The sequence below is a fragment of the Idiomarina ramblicola genome (assembly GCF_003987255.1).
GTDB lineage: Bacteria > Pseudomonadota > Gammaproteobacteria > Enterobacterales > Alteromonadaceae > Idiomarina > Idiomarina ramblicola.
The window spans coordinates 13143-30922 of record NZ_PIQC01000001.1 but is presented as its reverse complement, the minus strand read 5'-3'; the positions used below and the strand labels follow the sequence as shown (position 1 = coordinate 30922).

Sequence of the window (17780 nt, the reverse complement as noted above, 5' to 3'; positions counted from 1 at the left end):
CTGTCAGTCCATTGAGATAATGCGACAGCCTAAAATAAAATCGCCGCTGTTGTCGTCCAGTCGCTGACTGCGAACGACTTCAGCGTCTATTTTTAAAGGCGCAACAGAGCCGGACGATAAGATTTCAACAAACAGTTTATGACCTACATCTAAATTTGAAGGCAATTGCAGTGAAAGCCCTTCAGCACTTAAGTCCAGACAAACGCCGTCTAATAGTTGTTTACCCTTACCGTTTTTCACAGTCACTTTCACATCCGCATTAACAGCCATTCGCATAAAATGTCGATTTTCTTGCGATTCCAGCATGTTGCCCTCTATTTTGTTTATAAAGTGTAAATCTTACTTCAGTTTTAGCACGCCTTGGCCGATAAAAAAATAGTATCGGATAACAAGGAACCGTCGTCATGGTAGAAGCTAAATTTTCAATAGGTCAACTTATTACCCACAGCCTTTACGGTTACCGTGGTGTTATTATTGATGCTGATCCATGTTTCACATTGTCTGACAGTTGGTATGACAAAATGGCAACCTCTAAGCCGGCAAAAGATCAGCCGTGGTACCATATACTCGTCAATAATTCATCAATTCAGACGTACGTTAGTGAAAGCAGTTTAGAAGCCGACTTTTCAGAACAAGAAATTCAACACCCTATGGTCGATTTGTTGTTCTCAGGAAAATCCGCCAGTCAATATAAGCTATCAGAGAATCTTAACTAAATTTGCCGATATTCATTGCTATAGTTACCATAGAATAAAATAACGCAATGAGGGCAAGAAGATGGCAGAAGAGACGATTTTCACGAAAATCATTAACCGTGATATTCCTGCGGATATTATCTACGAAGATGACAAAGCGCTTGCGTTTAAAGACGTTAATCCACAAGCCCCCTTTCACTGTTTAGTTATTCCCAAAGAACCTATTGCTACAGCAAACGACATCAATGAAGATAACGCGGCTTTAGTTGGTCATTTGTATGTCATTGCCGCTAAGTTAGCTGTTGAATACAACTTTGCAGAGGACGGCTATCGGTTAGTTATGAATTGTAACGAATACGGTGGGCAGAGTGTGTACCATATTCACCTGCACGTCTTAGCAGGTAAACAACTCGGTTGGCCACCGTATACGGATAAACTAAAGCAAGTGTAAATAACTAAGGGCGGTACCTGGCATCAAGGATCTTATCGATCACCCAGCTACCGTCCTGCTGAATAAGTACCACATCACGGCTATCTTTAATATTATCGCCCTCATACGTTCCTTCAAAAATAACCGTCGCGCGTAATTCACTTGAATTGTTTAAGTAGTCCGTTAAAGAGTCGCTGACCACTTCAATTTCAACCGTGTCAAAATAGCGTCCAAGAACGTACCGTTCTACTTGGCTCACAGCGCCATAATGCGTAATCAAGTCAGCCATGCGAGTCGAAGAGAGTCGTTTGGCTTTTTCCAGGTCTTCCTCTTCATATACCGCATTATAAAAGCCGCTAATCACTTCTGCGGGTTTTGCCTCTGTATAATCGGCAGGCTCTTCACTACCACAAGCTGAAACCGTCGACATCGCAAAAGCTAACAAAAACACTCTTAACATTCCCATCGTTTCCTACTCTCCTTTAGCCACGCCTTCGCGGCGTGGATCAGCGCCACCAACTAAGGTGCCATCCGGGTTGATACTGACTCCGTGTAAGCCACTGTTCAGATCGATAACTTTTACGTCGTGTCCTCGCTTTTCCAGCTTAGCTTTCAGTTCACTGATTTCCCGGCCTTTTTCCAGCGACGTATAATCGTTTCTGTTGGTAACATGACCAAGATTAATCGCTTCTTGCACGTTAAGCTCCCAGTCCAGAAGACCAATCAAAGTTTGAGTAACATAGTTAATAATACGGCTACCACCAGGAGACCCCACTGCATGTAAGACTTGCTCACCACTCTCATCGAGCACGATGGCCGGAGCCATCGAACTTCGCGGCCGTTTCCCAGGCTCTACCCGGTTAGCAAATTTCTCTTTCCCATTACCAGGAGCCAGAGAGAAATCTGTCAACTGATTATTGAGCAGAAAGCCGCCCGCCATAACAGTCGAACCAAAACCCATTTCAATGCTGGTTGTCATTGATACGACATTACCTTCAGCATCAATAATGGAAATATGACTGGTATTGGGCAACTCGTAAGCAATATCTTGTTCATATTCAGGCTGTAACTGAACGCCCGGCTTGGCTTTACCCATGTCCTTATCTGTAATTTCATCGGCCCGACTCGATAAATAAGCTTTATCCAGCATCGCGTCAACCGGTATACCAACAAAGTCAGGGTCAGCAATCCATTGGTTTCTGTCGGCATAAGCTAATCGAGACGCCTGAGTGAATAGATGAGAAAACCGCTCAGAATTCGGGTTAAGTTCGCTTAAATCGAAGTTTTCTAATACACCTAAGGTTTGCAAGGTAGTAATGCCTCCCGAACTCGGTGGGCCCATTCCACAAACTTGATATTGTCGGTAAGCATTGCACACTGGTTCCCGTAACTTAGCCTGATATTGGCTCAAGTCTTCAAGGCTTAATACACCGGGTTCAATTGGGCTGTTTTGCACCGCACGAACAATCTTCTCTGCTAACTCGCCCTTATAAAATGCATCAGCACCCTGCTCCGCAATTAAACTTAAACTGCTCGCGTATTCAGGGTTTCTCAGGATAGTTCCGGCTTCCAATGGTTTACCATTAGGAAAGAAGTAACGACTAGCAGCAGGCATTTTTTTTACGCCAGGGTTAATTTCCATCTCAACCAACTTAGCCAATCGTGGAGACACTTCAAAACCGCTTTTAGACAGTTCTATCGTTTGCTTAAAAAGCGACGACCAATCAGCTTTACCCCAACGTTCATGTGCCAGTTCTAACCCTCGTATAACGCCCGGAGTACCAACTGAACGACCACCGACTACAGCTTCAATCCATTTAGGCGCATTGCCCTCTTCATCCAGAAACAGCGACTCAGTGGCTGCCATAGGGGCTTTCTCGCGGGCATCAATGGTATAAAGTTTGTTTTCTTGGTTATCCCAGTACAGAATAAAAGCGCCTCCACCCGGACCTGACGACTGAGGCTCAACCAAACCCAACATGGCCTGCACTGCAATAGCCGCATCGACGGCACTACCACCTTCCTTTAACACATTGTAGCCCGCGTCGACAGCGTGTTTATTCGCTGCTGTAACCATAAATTTATCGGCTGTTACGGCTGCTTTTTCAGAAAAACCGGTAGCCGCTTCCGGTTCACGGGCTTCTTGTTCTGTAGTAGGTGAGCAGGCCGTTAATACACCCGCGGCGATTATCGTTGTTAGCCAGAACTTCATAAGGTCTCATTCATATTGGAAACAATTTGCCCTATCATACGAACCAGAACCCCATGACGCAACGAAAAGGACTCTGAATGGAGAGGTTTAATCAATACTGGGCCGGGCTTGTTCTGGTTTTGATGTTCTCAGCATTTCTGCAACTGATGCCTGAATGGCATCCACTGCTAACTTTTAACTCAGACAATGTCATGGCAGAAGGCTGGCCGCTGATCACCGCTCATTTTATTCACTTAGACTGGTGGCATGCGTTATTTAACTTCATAGGTCTAGCACTTATTGTGCTGATTTGGCGTGAATTCTGGACCACGCGCTGGTTAGTAAACGCTTTATTAATAAGTGGCGTGCTGACATCGGTTGTGCTGTGGATCATTCCGATTGAACTGACCTTCGTCGGTTTATCCGGGGTTTTGCACGGATTACTTGGCTACTGTCTGATTAAAGATATTCGTTCAGGTAAAAAATGGATGTGGCTGATACTGGTCGCGCTGGTTACCAAAGTGATTATTGAGTTGCTGGGGTGGCAGCCGGATCACTTTGTTGGAGAACACGTCAGTTACATTCATGCTGCGGGTTTGCTGAGCTCATTAGTGCTTTATAAATTAGAACGGCGCCGCCTTAGCGACGCCGTTATGCGGGATGAGTAAAACCAAAAGGCTTACTTAAGGTTCTCTTCAAACAATTTGAAAATCCGACGGTACTCGTTCAGCCAACTTTCTGGCTGACGAAAGCCGTGCGGCTCAACTGGGTAAATTGCCGTCTCCCAATCTTCTTTCTTCAGCTCAATCAGGCGTTGGACAAGACGAACACTGTCCTGGAAGAAAACATTGTCATCAATCATGGGTGAGTTGATAAGCAAAGCGTCTTCTAAGCCTTCAGCAAAGTAGATGGGTGAACTGCGACGGTACGCAATGGCGTCATCCTGTGGCAGGTTCAAGATATTAGACGTATAGCCTGTGTTGTAATGAGCCCAGTCTGTAACCGGACGCAGCGCCGATCCAGCTTCAAATAACCCGGGTTCATTGAACAGAGCCATAAAGGTCAGGAAACCACCATAAGAACCGCCATAGGTTCCTAATTTATCGCCATCAACATTCAGCTCGCTTTCCAAATAACCGGCAACATCGACCAGATCTTCAACTTCCGGCGTTCCCATTTGACGGTAAATGGCAGTGCGCCAGTCGCGTCCGTAACCTTTTGAACCGCGGTAGTCGAGGTCTGCAACCACATAGCCATTTTTATTCAGTAAGCTGTGGAACATGAACTCGCGGAAATAGCCTGACCAACCCATGTGCGCATTTTGCAAATAGCCAGCACCGTGAATGAACACAACCGCAGGATATTCTTCAGCCCGGTTTTCATCAAAGCCTTCTGGCTTATAAATGCGGGTATAAATAGGCTCGTCAACATGAGAAGAATTAACGCCCACCAACTCAGGTGCGGTCCAGTCAATACTTAAAAACTTCTCTGAAACCGTATGAGTCAAACGCTCTGCAGTTCCAGAAGCATTGACAGACTTATGGTATAGCTCTGGTGGCATTAACGGCGTTGAATGCGTCAGCAATAACTCATCATCTTCAGGGCTGAGCTCAAAGGCTGTCATACCATCGAGATCCGTTAGCGCTTCCGGGTCACCACTACCATCAGTCTTCACCCGGTACACTTCATAGATACCAGGGTGCTCGATGTTTGCCTGAAAGTATAAGTAGTCACCATTACTGCTTAAGTCTGCATCTTCAACGACATAACTTCCGTCAGTCAATTGACGCGTGCTGCCGTCTAGCGGTTTAACATACAAGTGCGAATAACCATCCGCCTCTGACATGAACCACAACTCATCGCTGTCTAACCAGCCGAACTCGTTATGAGTGTAATTGATCCAGGCATCATCGTGTAAACGGTCTTGAGAAACCAGTTTTTTACCGGCGGTGTCTACCGTTGCAAGCCAGCGATCTTTGTTGTCCCAGGCTTCCAGCATAACCGCAACTTCAGTGCCCTCTTCATTCCACTGAATAGCGCCGTTTTCCCAGCCCCAGTCAGCCATTAGCGTAATTGGGCGAGGTTTCTCTTCCGACTTATAGGTTTCACCACGAGCTTCATGGTTTTCACGTTTAACTTCTGCCAGAACATCTTCGTTCCAGCCCGGTAAGGTGTTGTAGGTTAGCGTCGACTGGCTGCCGTCACTTAAGTTAAGTAAAACCAATTGGTGTTCAACCGGCTTTGCATCAGCCACACGACGACGCACATTTTCGCTTTTTACACGGCCATCTTCGCTAATGTAATTCGGCATAATATCGCCTTCGTCACGCCAGCTTTGCGGCTCGGTAATGGCTATCAGCATAAAGTCGCCTTTTGGCGATAAGCTTGCAGAAACCAGTTCTTTATCCTTTGGCAAATAGAACGGCTCCGGCGCCAATGTCGAATTTCGGTTTTGTAACTCAGAACGCTGAGCAAAACGCTCTTCAGACGCTTTTCGTTCTTTCTGCACATACTGAATTAGCTGTTGTTCTTCACGAGCCAGGTAATCTTTCGGCTCTTCATTTGCTTTCGGCTTTTCTTGAAAGGCTAAAGAAGCTATTTGACGGCTTAACCCAGAACTCACATCAAGAACAAAAAAGTTATTATCTTGCTGATAACTCAGTTGTCCATTGGTCATCGGCTGCAGATTATGCTGCCTTGCGCCATCACGTGTTAACTGGCGAACAGTGCCATCGTCAAAACGAACAAAAATATTGCCTTCGAAGGTATAAGCTAAAAAGCTGCCATCAGCTGCATGAACTTTTTCATCTGCAATATACTGGTGCAGGTTTTCTACAGCCACTTTCTGTGGTTCGCCGGCACTATTTTCCAGCATCATTAAATCACGAATGTCACTGCCTTCGCGCTTCTGGTAAAACAGAATGTCTTCACCGTCCATACTCCAGAACGCCTGTTCAGGGAAGCGTCCCATCCAGTCCGGATCAGCCATAATTTGTTCCATGGTGAGCTCGGCTGTTCCTTGCGCACTGGCAAGAGAGTTAGCTTGTATGGTCGGTGTGTTTTTCTGCGTATCAGCAGTGGTCGTGCTTTGTGGGGAGGTCGATGCGCAAGAGGCGACAAACAATGTCGCCCCAATGGCCATCACCAGACGTGATTTCACCATATTATTTTTCCTTTTTAGGATCCGCTGGATTATTGTGCATCCGCTTGATTTTCAGGCCGAGCCTGTTGCACCGCGTCAAGCGCTTGCAAACGTTCATGCACTGCCATCAAGGTTGGATAAGAAGACAAATCCAAATTAAAGCGTTGTGCATTGTATACCTGAGGTATCAAACAGATATCAGCCAATGTTACCGAATTACCATAGCAATAATCACCTGCATACTCGGTCAGCCGCTGTTCAAATGCGGTAAAACTTTTTTCTACCCAGTTTGCTATCCATTCTGAGCGTTGTTTATCGCTACAATTCAACTCACCGGTTAAATACTGTAACACCCGTAAATTGGTAACAGGTTGCAACTCGCAGGCTAAATCATAAGCCAAGGCTCTGACTCTGGCTTTATCAGCTGGAGCCGACGGCAATAATGGGTTTTGTGGATAACACTCTTCCAGATACTCAATAATGGCTAATGACTGGTTTAACTTAACATCGCCATCGATAAAGGTAGGAACCAACCGCGCAGGATTAAGCTTTCGATAAGCTTCACTGTGCTGTTGTCCGCCATCTTTTACTAAATGTACCGGTTCATACTCGTAGGATAAGCCCTTCAGATTTAGAGCAGTACGAACCCGGTAACTGGCGCTTGAGCGCCAGTAGCCGTAGAGTTTCATCACTTGTCTGAACCTTCGTATTGAACCACTTTTTGATTAATGGTGCCAAATATGGATTCACCACCTTCATCTTTCATTTCCATTTTAATGGTGTCACCAAATTGCATAAACTGCGTGGCCGGCTTGCCGTCACGAATGGTTTCAATCATGCGCACTTCGGCAATGCAGCTGTAACCAACACCACCTTCTTCAATTGACGTTCCGTGGTCAGTGCCCTGCTTATTGGAAACCGTACCTGAACCAATAATAGCACCAGCACCTAAGTGACGAGTTTTCGCCGCATGAGCCACCAACTGACCAAAATCAAAGGTCATGTCTTCACCAGCGTTAGGTTTACCAAAGGCTTTACCGTTGTACTCTGACAATAGCGGTAAATGAACCTTATTGGCTTTCCAGGCATCGCCCAGTTCATCCGGTGTTACAGCAACAGGAGAGAAGGCCGACGATGGTTTACTCTGGAAAAAACCAAAGCCTTTGCCCAGTTCGCCTGGAATAAGCCCACGCAGTGAGACGTCATTAACCAGCATCAACAGTTTAATATGCTGTCCAGCTGTTTTAGCATCAACGCCCATAGGAACGTCATCAGTAATAATGGCAACCTCGCCTTCAAAATCGATACCCCAGTCAGTACTGCCCATTTCAATGTCGTCGTAGGGTGCTAAAAAGTCATCTGAACCGCCCTGGTACATCAAAGGGTCTTCCCAGAAGCTCGGTGGCATTTCCGCGCCGCGAGCACGACGAACTAGCTCAACATGATTCACATAAGCGCTGCCATCGGCCCATTGATACGCACGCGGTAAAGGCGACTCGCATAATGCTTCATCAAATTGAACGCTGCCATCAACATCACTGTCATTTAATTGCTGATAAATTTTCTCAAGTTTAGGCGCAATACCGTCCCAGTCGTCCAGCAGTTCTTGCATGCAAGACGCAATGGCCGGAACCGCTACTGCTGAATTCAAATTTTTGCTGACGACCATTAATTGACCGTCACGTGTACCATTTCTGTATGTGGCGAGTTTCATAAGTTGTTATTTCTCCTGCCAACTGTAAACGTAGTCCGGGTTCTCAACTGCCAAAGCCTCATCACTTGCATGCAAGGCATCGCGGGCGTCAAGCATAACCGCAACTTCGTCTGTGAATGTTTTTTTGTGCTCACGCCCGGCTTTAAACGCCTTCGGGTGTGGGCCATGAGTAAAGCCTGCCGGATGGAAGGTTACCATACCGCGATCGATATTATCACGGCTGAAAAAGTCACCTTCGTGATAGAACAGCACTTCATCGTAATCATCGTTATTGTGGTAGAACGGCACTTTTAACGCGCCCGGATCTGATTCGATAGGACGTGGGACAAAAGTACAGACCACAAAACGATCCGCAACAAAAGTTGTATGCGCCGAAGGTGGCAGATGGTATCGGTGACTCATTAACGGTCTGATATCACGCCAGTTCAGGCGAACCGGTGCCAATTCACCGTGCCAGCCGATCGCATCCAACGGGTTATAAGGATAAGTAATGACAGACACCTGCTGGTGACGTTTTACATACACCTGCCATTGTTCTTCACTGTATTGCGCCTGAAACGCCTCATCAATATCTGGTGTATCCAATACGGCTGGATCAAAAATGGCGTGGTTACCAACCAGGCCTTTTTCCGGCAAACTGTACGAACCATTAGTTGCCTCAATCATCAGCAACTGCATGGTTTCATCAGGCTCCAGACGCCAGCTAGTCGAACGAGGAATTAAAAAGTAATCCCCTTTTACCAGATGAATGTGACCGTAATCACAATGCAGATGGCCACTGCCCTCATGAACAAACAGTAAATCATCACCATCGGCATTACGTACTAGATAATCCATTTTACTGTGGCAATGCCACAAGCGAAAACGGCAATTATTGTTGTGCAATAAGTCAGGCGTTAACCAGGGGTTTTCCGGAGCTATGGCTTCTAACTTATTAAAGTCAAACGCCCGTGGACGCAAAGGCCCACGCCACTCCGACCAACCGGTCGGAGCATGCTGATGGTGAAAATGCGTAGCCGGGCCAAAAAAGCCACTACGACCAGCTTCACGTTCATAAATGGCCTGCTCCGGAAAGTCAGCATGGGCTTGTCGTGATGACTTGCCCACCTGCTTCGGAAAGCTGATCCATTTACGCATCGCTTAACACTCCCCGGCGGATCTGGTCTTCTTCGATGCTTTCAAATAGAGCTTTGAAGTTACCCTCACCGAAACCTTCGTTGCCTTTACGCTGAATAATTTCGAAGAACACAGGACCAATAACGGTCTGAGTAAAGATTTGCAGTAAAATACCGTCTTTCATTGGCGCGCCATCAATTAAAATACGCTGCTCGCGTAGCGCCTCTAAGTCTTCCTGGTGACCTTCAACGCGGTCATTCACTTTCTCGTAGTAAGTTTCAGGCGTATCCATGAAGTCCATACCAATAGAGCGCAGGTCTTTTACCGTTTTGTAGATATTGTCGCTGGTTAGCGCAATATGTTGGATACCTTCGCCTTTGTACTCTTTCAAGTATTCTTCAATTTGCGATTTGTCGTCATGAGATTCGTTAATTGGGATACGGATCTTACCGCACGGGGCAGTCATAGCACGGCTCAACAAGCCAGTCAGCTTACCTTCGATATCAAAATAGCGAATCTCACGGAAGTTACCAATGCGCTCATAGAAACCAGCCCAAGTATCCATGTTGCCGCGGAATACGTTGTGCGTCAGGTGGTCAATATCAAACAACCCTGCCGCGTGACCGTTCATTTTCGCATTCCAGTCGTCGTAGAAATCAAAATGCTGGTTATAGATCTCGTGGTTTTCGTAGTTATCAACAAAGTATAAGGCACTTTCGCCAATACCAAAGACCGCTGGCACGCCTTCAACAACGCCTTTATCCGCTGGAAACGCTTTAGCACCGTTCTCAAGTGAATGTTTTAACGCATGAGCGGCATCTTCAACGCGCCATGCCATACCGCAAACGCTTGGGCCATGGTCTTTAGCAAACTCTTCAGCCTGGCCACCTGGCTCAGCATTAATAATGAAATTGATGTCATTCTGTTTATATAACCAAGCTTGCTTGCTGTTGTGCTTAGCCACTTCTGTAAAGCCCAGTTTGTCGAACAAATCTTTTAATGCGTCAATGCCTTTTTGATCCGGAGCCGTATACTCAACGAATTCAAAACCATCTGTATTTAGCGGATTAATCATTTTATCTGTCATGGTACTTCCTCTTATTATTCGGTTGTTAACATCATGACTGTAGCGGTACTTATGGGGTAAAGGCGAATCGAAAACAAAGATAGGTGGCGGAGGGAATTATCACTTAAACGTAAAGTTAACTATACAGGCTGCATACTTGCTCTGAATCAAGGTGCAGCCTGATTAGCGTGTAAAGTTTTTAATACAACTCTATTTTTTTGTCCGTTCTGCTTTACGACTGCGCCCGCTTCGTTGCTTCCCAATACCATAATCCCGCAACTTATTAGCAACCGCAGTATGTGAAAGCCCTAAACGTTTAGCTAACTGACGAGTGCTGGGAAAGCTCGGATACAGTCGACGTAAAACATGACTTTCAAAACGACGTACCGCATCATCCAGACTCATATCGTCAATATCCAGTGCAAGCTGATCATCTTCTTGATTCAATTCCGGTAGGCGTATATCGGCTGGCTCCAGTGTATAACCTTCAATCATAGAAACCGAACGGAACATGGTGTTTTCTAACTGACGCACATTACCCGGCCATTGGTAACGCTTTAATCTTTCTTTCGCCGCACGACTCAGGCTAACCTGACTGCGCCCCAGTTTTTTGCAAGCCTGCCCAACAAAGTGTTCCGCCAGCAACAAAATATCGCTCTGTCGCTCTCTTAGCGGAGGGACATTAAGCGCCAACACGTTTAGCCGGTAATACAGATCTTCACGGAATTCACCGTTTTCAACCAGCTCATAAAGATTCCCTTGGGCTGTACAAATGACTCGCACATCGACACTAACTTCCTGCTCTTCTCCAATACGACGGAAAACGCCGTCTTCCAGGAAGCGTAATAGCTTTGCCTGCAGGCCAATCGACATCTCACTCACGGAATCCAGTAACACCGTACCACCGGCAGATTGTTCCAGCACACCGGTTTTTCGCGTGCTTTGAGCACTCAGGCTACCTTCACCATGACCAAATAATTCACTTTCAGCAACGTTATCCGGCAAAGCCGCGCAATTGATTGCAAGAAACGGCTTATCGTTACGCGGGCTGGCCAAGTGACAAGCTTTTGCCAGCAGCTCTTTTCCAACACCGGTTTCACCCTCAATTAAAAGCGGTGCATCAAGCTCTGCCATACGCTGTGCATCTTTAATCACCCGCTTCATGGTACTGTTGTCGGTAAGCAAACGTTCAAAGGCCTTCTCATTACTCTGACTTTGCCAGGTTGCAGTGACTGGCTCTGACTTACAGGTCATAACGGCACCAGCAAACGCGGTGCTGCCTTCAACGTCATTTACCCAGATGGGTAAAAGTTGAGCATAATATTCTGAGTTACCAATAGTGACCGCTTCATAAATCGGATCCCGCGGTTTCTTATCCAACCACCGTTGCAAAGAGATACCTTGGACATATTGCATCAATGGTTCACCTTTCAAACTGTCCTCATGTCCGGCCAGTAATCGCAGCCCGGCATCATTAATAATGTCGATACAGCCTTTACTGTCAATAGAGAGAACCGGGTCCGGTAAGGTGCTCAGTAACAAACTGAATTCATAATGCTCACGCTCAAACGGCATGTAAGGAATCGTTTTTACATCAATGATATTGGGGATGCGACGAATCTGTGGCATCAAGTGCCGGAAATCATCAAAAGCTAATTCAGGGAAGTTAAGGAAAATTTTTCCTTTCGGATCGACTTCAATACCACGTAAATCAATTTCGTGATCTCGTAAAATTTGCAGAACATCCTGACAGATACCCAGACGGTCATCACAAGTTATCTCAAGTCGCATAAACCCTACTGCATTGAACTAAATGTAAAGCAAATAATACACTATTGTTATCGCCGACAAAACAAAAACCCCGGTCAACAAACCGGGGTTTTATGGCAGTCATCGACAAATGCACGTTATGCGTCAAATACGCTGTCCGTTTTTGCCGCCATAATAAAGTCATTTTTGTGCAGACCGTTAATAGAATGCGTCCACCAAGTCACTGTCACCTTACCCCACTCGGTTGTCAGCTCAGGATGGTGCTTTTCTTCCTCAGCAAGGTCGCCTACACGATTTGTGAATGCCAGCGCCTGTTTAAAGTTTTTAAACTTAAACTCACGCTGGAGCATCATCACGCCGTCGTTTGTTACTGGCGTCCACTCAGGGATTTCACGCATGAGTTCTTTTAACTCATCATCACTGACTTTTGGCGCGTCTGCATGACACGCTTCGCAACGTTCATTTTCCAAGTTTGACATTATTTAATACTCCTTTGCCTTAAGCTGCATCTTTTGGTGGAAATTTCGGTTCAAACAACCCAAGTTCCATAGCCTCATGGACCAAAGCCATAATATCCATATCAGATATCTTAAACAGCTCGTCCACACTTTCTATGGTGTAGTAGATAGGTTGAATGATATCAATTCGGTAAGGTGTACGCAGCGCATCCAGCGCTTTAAGCGGCTTGCGCTCTGGCGTATCACTGTTAACGGCATATTCAGTTTCCGCTGGTGAAGAGAGAATACCACCGCCATAAATTCGAATGCCCTCTTCGGTTTTTAATAGTCCGAATTCTACGGTAAACCAATATAAACGAGCTAAATAAACTCGTTCTTTTGGCGTAGCCGCATAGCCTAATTTACCGTATTGGTGCGTAAAATGCGCAAATGCCGGGTTGGTTAATAGCGGGCAATGTCCAAATATTTCGTGAAAAATATCAGGTTCTTGCAAGTAATCAAACTCTTCCCGTGTGCGAATAAAAGTAGCGACCGGAAATTGCTTGTTTGCCAGCAAACGGAAAAATTCATCAAATGGAATTAATGCAGGAACCGCTGCAACCTGCCATCCGGTTTCCCGTTCCAATACATCGTTAACTTCATGCATTTGTGGCAAGCGATCTTGTGGCAAGTCGAGTAATTCCAGTCCCTTCATATACTCATCGCAAGCTTTACCCGGTATGCACTCCAACTGTCGCTCTACCAAATCTTTCCAGACCTGATTTTCTTCGTCGCTCCAATGAATAATACCGTTTTCATCCGGTTGCTTTGATACGTATTGACTTTGTTTACCCATAATTCAGCCTTGTTGCTTCCTCATTAGTGTTAGATCGTTATTGTTATTATTAGTTCAGATTATGCGGATTGCTGCCACTGCACGCGGCACGCTTCCAGCGCTTGTTCAAGATCCGCAATAATATCGCCTGCCGCTTCTAAACCGACGGCAATCCGAATCAATGTATCCGAAATCCCGGCTTTCGCTCGCGCTTCGGGCGTGTAGGGAGAATGCGTCATCGAAGCAGGATGTTGAATCAAGGTTTCAGCATCACCCAGACTGACCGCAAGAGCAATCATCCGCAGATGATTTAAAAAATAGCGTGCTTTCGCTTCATCACCTTCAAGTTCAAAAGCGATAACAGCACCGTGACTGCTCATCTGCTTCCCCATTAATGCTTGCGCTTCATGGTCAGGCGCCCCGGGATAATAAATCTTTTTAATATCGCGGCGTCCAGACAAGAATTGGTAGACCGCATCTGCATTCTCACAGTGACGCTGCATACGAACATCCAGGGTCTTCAGTCCGCGTAATATCAACCATGCATCATGCGGACTTATCGTCGCTCCCATATCTTTTAACGTGGTGCCTTTTATCTCGCTAATATCATCAGCATTACCGCAAATAATGCCGGCAACCACATCACCGTGACCATTTAGGAACTTTGTTGCGCTATGAACCACAATATCTGCACCATGTCGCTTAGGCTGCTGCATCAGTGGTGTCATAAAAGTGTTATCAACAATCAGACGAATATCCCGATCGGCGATTACAGCATGGACTTTTTCAATATCGACGACCTTTAATTGCGGATTAGCCGGAGTTTCAAGAAACACCAAGCGCGTATTTTCTTTTAATGTCTTTTTCAGCAGGCCTTCGTCATTTAAATCGATAAAATCCGCTTCTACCCCAAAGCGTTCGAACATTTCACTAAATAACGCAAAGCTGCAACCGTAAATAGCATCTGACACCACAATATGGTCACCGCTGCGCACAAAAGCCATAGTAGCAGCGGCAATAGCACCCATGCCGGTTGCCGTTGCTGCGGCTGCATCATAGCCTTCTAGTGTCGCCATCCGGCGTTCGAGTTCTGCGGTAGTTGGGTTGCCCAGGCGGCTGTATATATAACCTTCTTCTTCGCCAGCAAAACGACTAGTGCCCTGCTCAGCCGAAGAGAATTTGAATGTTGACGTCTGATAAAGTGGTGAAGTTAACGCACCATGAGGGTCATCATGCGCTGCACCGGCATGAATAACCTGAGTCGCTGGCTGCCAATTATTGTTGTTATTATTTGAGTCAGAAGACATGCATTTTTGCTCGTTTGTCAGAATTTTGTTAACGAGCAACAGAGTGCAACGAGCTTACCTTCATTGGCAATCTTTGCGTTGCGTCAAAGCTTTTCGAAACTGTAACGCTAATTTTCCACTTTTTGTTCTGCGCCAGCTTTAGCCTTTGTCTGACGTGACTTATAGACAAAGGGAAGGACACTCTTTAACTGGCTTAGCAAGTCCTTTTGCAGCTTCAGGTAGCCGGGTTTTTTAACTTTTTCAAAAGGCATTGGCCGGCATAATTCAATAACTTGATACCCTAACCGGGCGGTTAGCAGCCCTGCTCCTAATCCTTGTCCTGCACGAGTCGACAGGCGTGTTAATAATTCAGCACTCACCCACTGCGCACCCAAGTCAGCCGCAACCTCGCTAAGACCGGCATAGGCTATATTGGCAAACACCTGTCGCCATAAACGAACCCGGGCCCAGTAACCCAGTTTTACGCCATAAAGTTCAGCTATACGCGATATCATGCGCTGGTTACGCCACATCACAATCAACATATCGAGCAAAGCAAATGGGCTGACTGCCACCATAGCCGCAGCTTCGGCAGACCAGCGGCTAATAACTCGTGTTGCCTGCTGATCGACACGGCTGAGAATATCCACTTCAAAACGTTCACGCTTTTCGTCTGCAGACCAATACGATTGCTTTATTTGCTGCCAGCGATGTTCTAAATCCGGATGTTCTAATAACTGCAGCTGTTGTTCGGGCTCCGCGGATTGCTTTTTCCAGCGTCGTTTCAAACGCTGTAACAACCAAATCTCTCGCACGATAAAGCTCAAAAACGCGAATACAATAACGCCAAAACCAACCGCCCATAAGCTGCCAAGAACAACATTCTGCTGCAACCGTTCCAAGACCATTAAGACCGCTTCAATTAAAGCTGCCGATAAAGCAAAAACAACACCCACAGCCAACCACTTTCCCCAACGTCCGGACTTTCTGGCGATCGATACATTCGCGGGCTCTGGCTCGGTAACTTCAGGAAGATGATTGTCATCAGAGACTTCAACTGCCGGCTCTTCAACCGAGTAATAAGTTAACTTGCGTGAATCACTCACTTCAGTTTATCTCCCAAAACATATTCAAGTAATTGATCAAGCCGGATATGAGGCAATGGCGAATCCTGCGCAGTAAAGCCAGGGTAAAATTGCGGATAAACATAACCTTGTCGCCAGTCTGCTTCTGTTGGCATAGCATTCGGCACTTCTGGAGCCCCCACTCTTACCAACTCTCTTTGCTCGTTAATACCATCAAGCACGGTTGTTCCGTCGCTCAGTTTTCTAATTTGGCTGGTTGCAATGCCAGCAACACTAAATACCTGATGTGGAATTTGGTCGAACTGAAGCTCCTGACGCTGCTTCTGCGTCATTAATTGCAATAGCTGAGTAAGTTTTTGGTGATTTTGCGGGGCAATGCTGTCGGCTTTTGTCGCGACCAGAGCAACTTTATCAATCACTGGTGACATTAGCCGCTTCAATAAGCTGTTATTACCGTAAGAAAAACTCTTCATCAACTCGTTGATGGCCAACTGCAGTTCGGCGAAATGATGTTCTCCGTTCTGCAGGGCCTGCAACACATCCACCAGCACTACCTGCCGGTTAAAGTGCTTAAAGTATTTTTGATAGAATGGGGTAATAACGTTCTGTTGATAGTAACGGTACTTCTCCCGCAAGCGCTTCGCCCAGGCTTCGGGCATTGGCTCTGATAAAGGCCAGGGGAAAAACTCCAGAGCCGGCGCCCCTTCAAGTTCGCCGGGTAACACCATTCTGCCGGGCTGCAATAACAACAGTTTACGTTCCCTGCATTGACGCAAAAACGCGCGATAGTCGGTCGCTAACTCGCGTAATTGCTGCTCAGCTTTTTCTTCTGATGCTACTTTTACCGCTGTTTGAACTTTATCCAACCAGCCACTCGCCAATTGATCGCGTAATTCCGCTTTCAGCAAACGCTGCTGTTGCCGGCTCCACTCATCATAGCTCAGTTGCAATAACGGCAAATCCAATAGCCATTCGCCTGGATAATCAATCAAATCTAACGTCAACCGGCGCGTATCCATAACCCGCCCTGCCAGACCACTTCGCGGCTGGTATTTTATTTCTACGCGTATCTCACTCACATCTCGGGTCGACTGCGGCCACTTGGGGGCTTGTCCTGTTAAACAGTCTATTGCCCCTTCGTAATCGAAGCGCGACACCTGCCAGTTACTACTGGTATGCAAACGACAGCCGTTAAGCCGCTGTTGCTGCCTTACGTTAAAATATGGCAGCTGTTGCGTTTCGTTTGCGTAAAGCAATTGCTCTAGTATACCGGTAATTAATGCTGTCTTACCTGCCCCGCTTAACCCTGTTACAGCAAGACGAATATGACGATCAAACCCGCGATGAATAACGTCGCGGGTTTGGTGTTTAAACTTCTGGAAACGGCTCACAGACGATTGAATTCTCGTTGCAGATTATAATGATTCGAGGTTACGTACTTTTCCATCGATTGCAACTGCTCTTCCAACTCATCAAACTCCCGTTGAATGTCTCGAAAAGCGTCTCTTGGCGGTTCACCGCCTTGCCACACCTTTGTTTTTACATCAACATTATGACGACCACTGTTCGGCGGTTTTTTGTCCAGAATTAACCAACCCGCCATGTAAAGAACAAAGAAAAAGCCGCTGGAAAAAATCAAACCGGTGAAAAACACCACACGAACCAGCCAGGGTTCCAGGTTCAGGTAGTCACCAAGTCCAGCACAGACTCCGGCAATTTTGCCTCTCTCAGAGTCACGACGTAGCTCACGCTTTGGTAGTTGTACACTCATTGTCTGTTCCTCCAGCCCGGAGCGTCAGCATCCAGAATACGTTCCAGTGTTTGCACGCGCTCCCGAATCCGTTTTGCCTGATCAGCTAACAACGCCAACGATTCCCTTTCGTCTTCATTCAATCCCTGATTCATTTGTCGTTTACTGCGATAATGAAGGATGATCCAGATGGGCGCGACCACCACAACGAACAGAATGATCGGCGCCATCAACATCCCTAAAATTGATTCAATATCCATTTT

19 protein-coding genes are annotated in these 17780 nt (G+C 46.3%); 3 read left to right on the top strand and 16 right to left on the bottom strand.

The features are described 5' to 3' along the window. Positions 1-3: 3 nt before the first annotated feature. Complete coding sequence (locus tag CWI78_RS00150; RefSeq protein WP_126779085.1) at positions 4-306, bottom strand: PilZ domain-containing protein; 303 nt, start codon at positions 304-306, stop codon at positions 4-6. Positions 307-404: 98 nt separating this feature from the next. Here CWI78_RS00150 and hspQ point away from each other — a divergent pair, with 98 nt between their 5' ends. Together hspQ and CWI78_RS00140 are read left to right on the top strand one after the other, a co-directional pair. Further along, entirely contained in the window at positions 405-716 is a 312-nt protein-coding gene (gene hspQ, locus CWI78_RS00145) for a heat shock protein HspQ (RefSeq protein ID WP_054487945.1), read from the top strand. A gap of 61 nt (positions 717-777) precedes the next feature. Beyond that, positions 778-1146, top strand: a complete 369-nt coding sequence (locus tag CWI78_RS00140) for a histidine triad nucleotide-binding protein (RefSeq protein ID WP_126779083.1) — start codon at positions 778-780, stop codon at positions 1144-1146. Positions 1147-1150: 4 nt separating this feature from the next. On the opposite strand, the gene CWI78_RS00135 is transcribed toward CWI78_RS00140, so the two are convergent. Further along, the gene (locus CWI78_RS00135; RefSeq protein WP_244213037.1) at positions 1151-1585 is read right to left on the bottom strand and encodes a hypothetical protein; all 435 of its coding nucleotides are present in this window, start codon (positions 1583-1585) and stop codon (positions 1151-1153) included. Between the two features lie 12 nt (positions 1586-1597). Further along, on the bottom strand, positions 1598-3337 hold the full coding sequence (ggt, locus tag CWI78_RS00130) for a gamma-glutamyltransferase (RefSeq protein WP_126779079.1): 1740 nt from the start codon (positions 3335-3337) through the stop codon (positions 1598-1600). A gap of 77 nt (positions 3338-3414) precedes the next feature. Here ggt and rrtA point away from each other — a divergent pair, with 77 nt between their 5' ends. After that, positions 3415-3984, top strand: a complete 570-nt coding sequence (gene rrtA, locus CWI78_RS00125; RefSeq protein WP_126779077.1) for a rhombosortase — start codon at positions 3415-3417, stop codon at positions 3982-3984. An 11-nt stretch (positions 3985-3995) separates the two neighbouring features. Here the strand turns inward: rrtA and CWI78_RS00120 are convergent, their stop codons facing one another. The 13 genes from CWI78_RS00120 to pspB all read right to left on the bottom strand — a co-directional run bounded on the left by CWI78_RS00120 (position 3996) and on the right by pspB (position 17777). Next, positions 3996-6479, bottom strand: coding sequence for a S9 family peptidase (locus CWI78_RS00120; RefSeq protein ID WP_126779076.1), 2484 nt, complete (start codon positions 6477-6479; stop codon positions 3996-3998). A 29-nt stretch (positions 6480-6508) separates the two neighbouring features. Continuing rightward, positions 6509-7147, bottom strand: coding sequence for a maleylacetoacetate isomerase (gene maiA, locus CWI78_RS00115; RefSeq protein WP_054487959.1), 639 nt, complete (start codon positions 7145-7147; stop codon positions 6509-6511). Next, complete coding sequence (locus CWI78_RS00110; RefSeq protein ID WP_126779074.1) at positions 7147-8172, bottom strand: fumarylacetoacetate hydrolase family protein; 1026 nt, start codon at positions 8170-8172, stop codon at positions 7147-7149. The genes maiA and CWI78_RS00110 overlap by 1 nt, the downstream gene beginning before the upstream one ends. 6 nt (positions 8173-8178) lie before the next feature. After that, the gene (locus tag CWI78_RS00105) at positions 8179-9309 is read right to left on the bottom strand and encodes a homogentisate 1,2-dioxygenase (RefSeq protein WP_126779072.1); all 1131 of its coding nucleotides are present in this window, start codon (positions 9307-9309) and stop codon (positions 8179-8181) included. Then, on the bottom strand, positions 9302-10375 hold the full coding sequence (gene hppD / locus CWI78_RS00100) for a 4-hydroxyphenylpyruvate dioxygenase (RefSeq protein WP_126779070.1): 1074 nt from the start codon (positions 10373-10375) through the stop codon (positions 9302-9304). The genes CWI78_RS00105 and hppD overlap by 8 nt, the downstream gene beginning before the upstream one ends. Before the next feature lie 189 nt (positions 10376-10564). After that, positions 10565-12145: a transcriptional regulator TyrR gene (tyrR, locus tag CWI78_RS00095; RefSeq protein WP_126779068.1), complete on the bottom strand. Its 1581-nt coding sequence runs from the start codon at positions 12143-12145 to the stop codon at positions 10565-10567. 116 nt (positions 12146-12261) lie between these two features. Continuing rightward, positions 12262-12603, bottom strand: coding sequence for a 4a-hydroxytetrahydrobiopterin dehydratase (locus CWI78_RS00090; RefSeq protein WP_126779066.1), 342 nt, complete (start codon positions 12601-12603; stop codon positions 12262-12264). 19 nt (positions 12604-12622) lie between these two features. Then, entirely contained in the window at positions 12623-13417 is a 795-nt protein-coding gene (phhA, locus tag CWI78_RS00085; protein WP_126779065.1) for a phenylalanine 4-monooxygenase, read from the bottom strand. A gap of 59 nt (positions 13418-13476) precedes the next feature. Further along, the gene (locus tag CWI78_RS00080) at positions 13477-14703 is read right to left on the bottom strand and encodes a trans-sulfuration enzyme family protein (RefSeq protein ID WP_126779063.1); all 1227 of its coding nucleotides are present in this window, start codon (positions 14701-14703) and stop codon (positions 13477-13479) included. 107 nt (positions 14704-14810) lie between these two features. Next, entirely contained in the window at positions 14811-15788 is a 978-nt protein-coding gene (locus tag CWI78_RS00075) for a YcjF family protein (protein WP_126779061.1), read from the bottom strand. Then, positions 15785-17158 carry a YcjX family GTP-binding protein gene (locus tag CWI78_RS00070; protein WP_126779059.1) on the bottom strand — a complete coding sequence of 458 codons (1374 nt, stop codon included), beginning with the start codon at positions 17156-17158 and terminating at the stop codon, positions 15785-15787. The genes CWI78_RS00075 and CWI78_RS00070 overlap by 4 nt, the downstream gene beginning before the upstream one ends. Then, positions 17155-17538, bottom strand: coding sequence for an envelope stress response membrane protein PspC (gene pspC / locus CWI78_RS00065; protein WP_126779057.1), 384 nt, complete (start codon positions 17536-17538; stop codon positions 17155-17157). Before pspC ends, CWI78_RS00070 begins: the two co-directional genes overlap by 4 nt. Beyond that, the gene (pspB, locus tag CWI78_RS00060) at positions 17535-17777 is read right to left on the bottom strand and encodes an envelope stress response membrane protein PspB (RefSeq protein ID WP_126779055.1); all 243 of its coding nucleotides are present in this window, start codon (positions 17775-17777) and stop codon (positions 17535-17537) included. The genes pspC and pspB overlap by 4 nt, the downstream gene beginning before the upstream one ends. Positions 17778-17780: the final 3 nt, after the last annotated feature.

Bases quoted from the DNA above. Each gene is read 5' to 3' on its own strand.
- maiA (WP_054487959.1), bottom strand. From the start codon at position 7,147: ATGAAACTCTACGGCTACTGGCGCTCAAGCGCCAGTTACCGGGTTCGT.
- pspC (WP_126779057.1), bottom strand. From the start codon at position 17,538: ATGAGTGTACAACTACCAAAGCGTGAGCTACGTCGTGACTCTGAGAGA.
- hppD (WP_126779070.1), bottom strand. From the start codon at position 10,375: ATGACAGATAAAATGATTAATCCGCTAAATACAGATGGTTTTGAATTC.
- CWI78_RS00080 (WP_126779063.1), bottom strand. From the start codon at position 14,703: ATGTCTTCTGACTCAAATAATAACAACAATAATTGGCAGCCAGCGACT.
- ggt (WP_126779079.1), bottom strand. From the start codon at position 3,337: ATGAAGTTCTGGCTAACAACGATAATCGCCGCGGGTGTATTAACGGCC.
- CWI78_RS00090 (WP_126779066.1), bottom strand. From the start codon at position 12,603: ATGTCAAACTTGGAAAATGAACGTTGCGAAGCGTGTCATGCAGACGCG.
- CWI78_RS00120 (WP_126779076.1), bottom strand. From the start codon at position 6,479: ATGGTGAAATCACGTCTGGTGATGGCCATTGGGGCGACATTGTTTGTC.
- CWI78_RS00105 (WP_126779072.1), bottom strand. From the start codon at position 9,309: ATGCGTAAATGGATCAGCTTTCCGAAGCAGGTGGGCAAGTCATCACGA.
- tyrR (WP_126779068.1), bottom strand. From the start codon at position 12,145: ATGCGACTTGAGATAACTTGTGATGACCGTCTGGGTATCTGTCAGGAT.
- CWI78_RS00135 (WP_244213037.1), bottom strand. From the start codon at position 1,585: ATGTTAAGAGTGTTTTTGTTAGCTTTTGCGATGTCGACGGTTTCAGCT.
- CWI78_RS00140 (WP_126779083.1), top strand. From the start codon at position 778: ATGGCAGAAGAGACGATTTTCACGAAAATCATTAACCGTGATATTCCT.
- pspB (WP_126779055.1), bottom strand. From the start codon at position 17,777: ATGGATATTGAATCAATTTTAGGGATGTTGATGGCGCCGATCATTCTG.
- hspQ (WP_054487945.1), top strand. From the start codon at position 405: ATGGTAGAAGCTAAATTTTCAATAGGTCAACTTATTACCCACAGCCTT.
- phhA (WP_126779065.1), bottom strand. From the start codon at position 13,417: ATGGGTAAACAAAGTCAATACGTATCAAAGCAACCGGATGAAAACGGT.
- CWI78_RS00110 (WP_126779074.1), bottom strand. From the start codon at position 8,172: ATGAAACTCGCCACATACAGAAATGGTACACGTGACGGTCAATTAATG.
- CWI78_RS00150 (WP_126779085.1), bottom strand. From the start codon at position 306: ATGCTGGAATCGCAAGAAAATCGACATTTTATGCGAATGGCTGTTAAT.
- rrtA (WP_126779077.1), top strand. From the start codon at position 3,415: ATGGAGAGGTTTAATCAATACTGGGCCGGGCTTGTTCTGGTTTTGATG.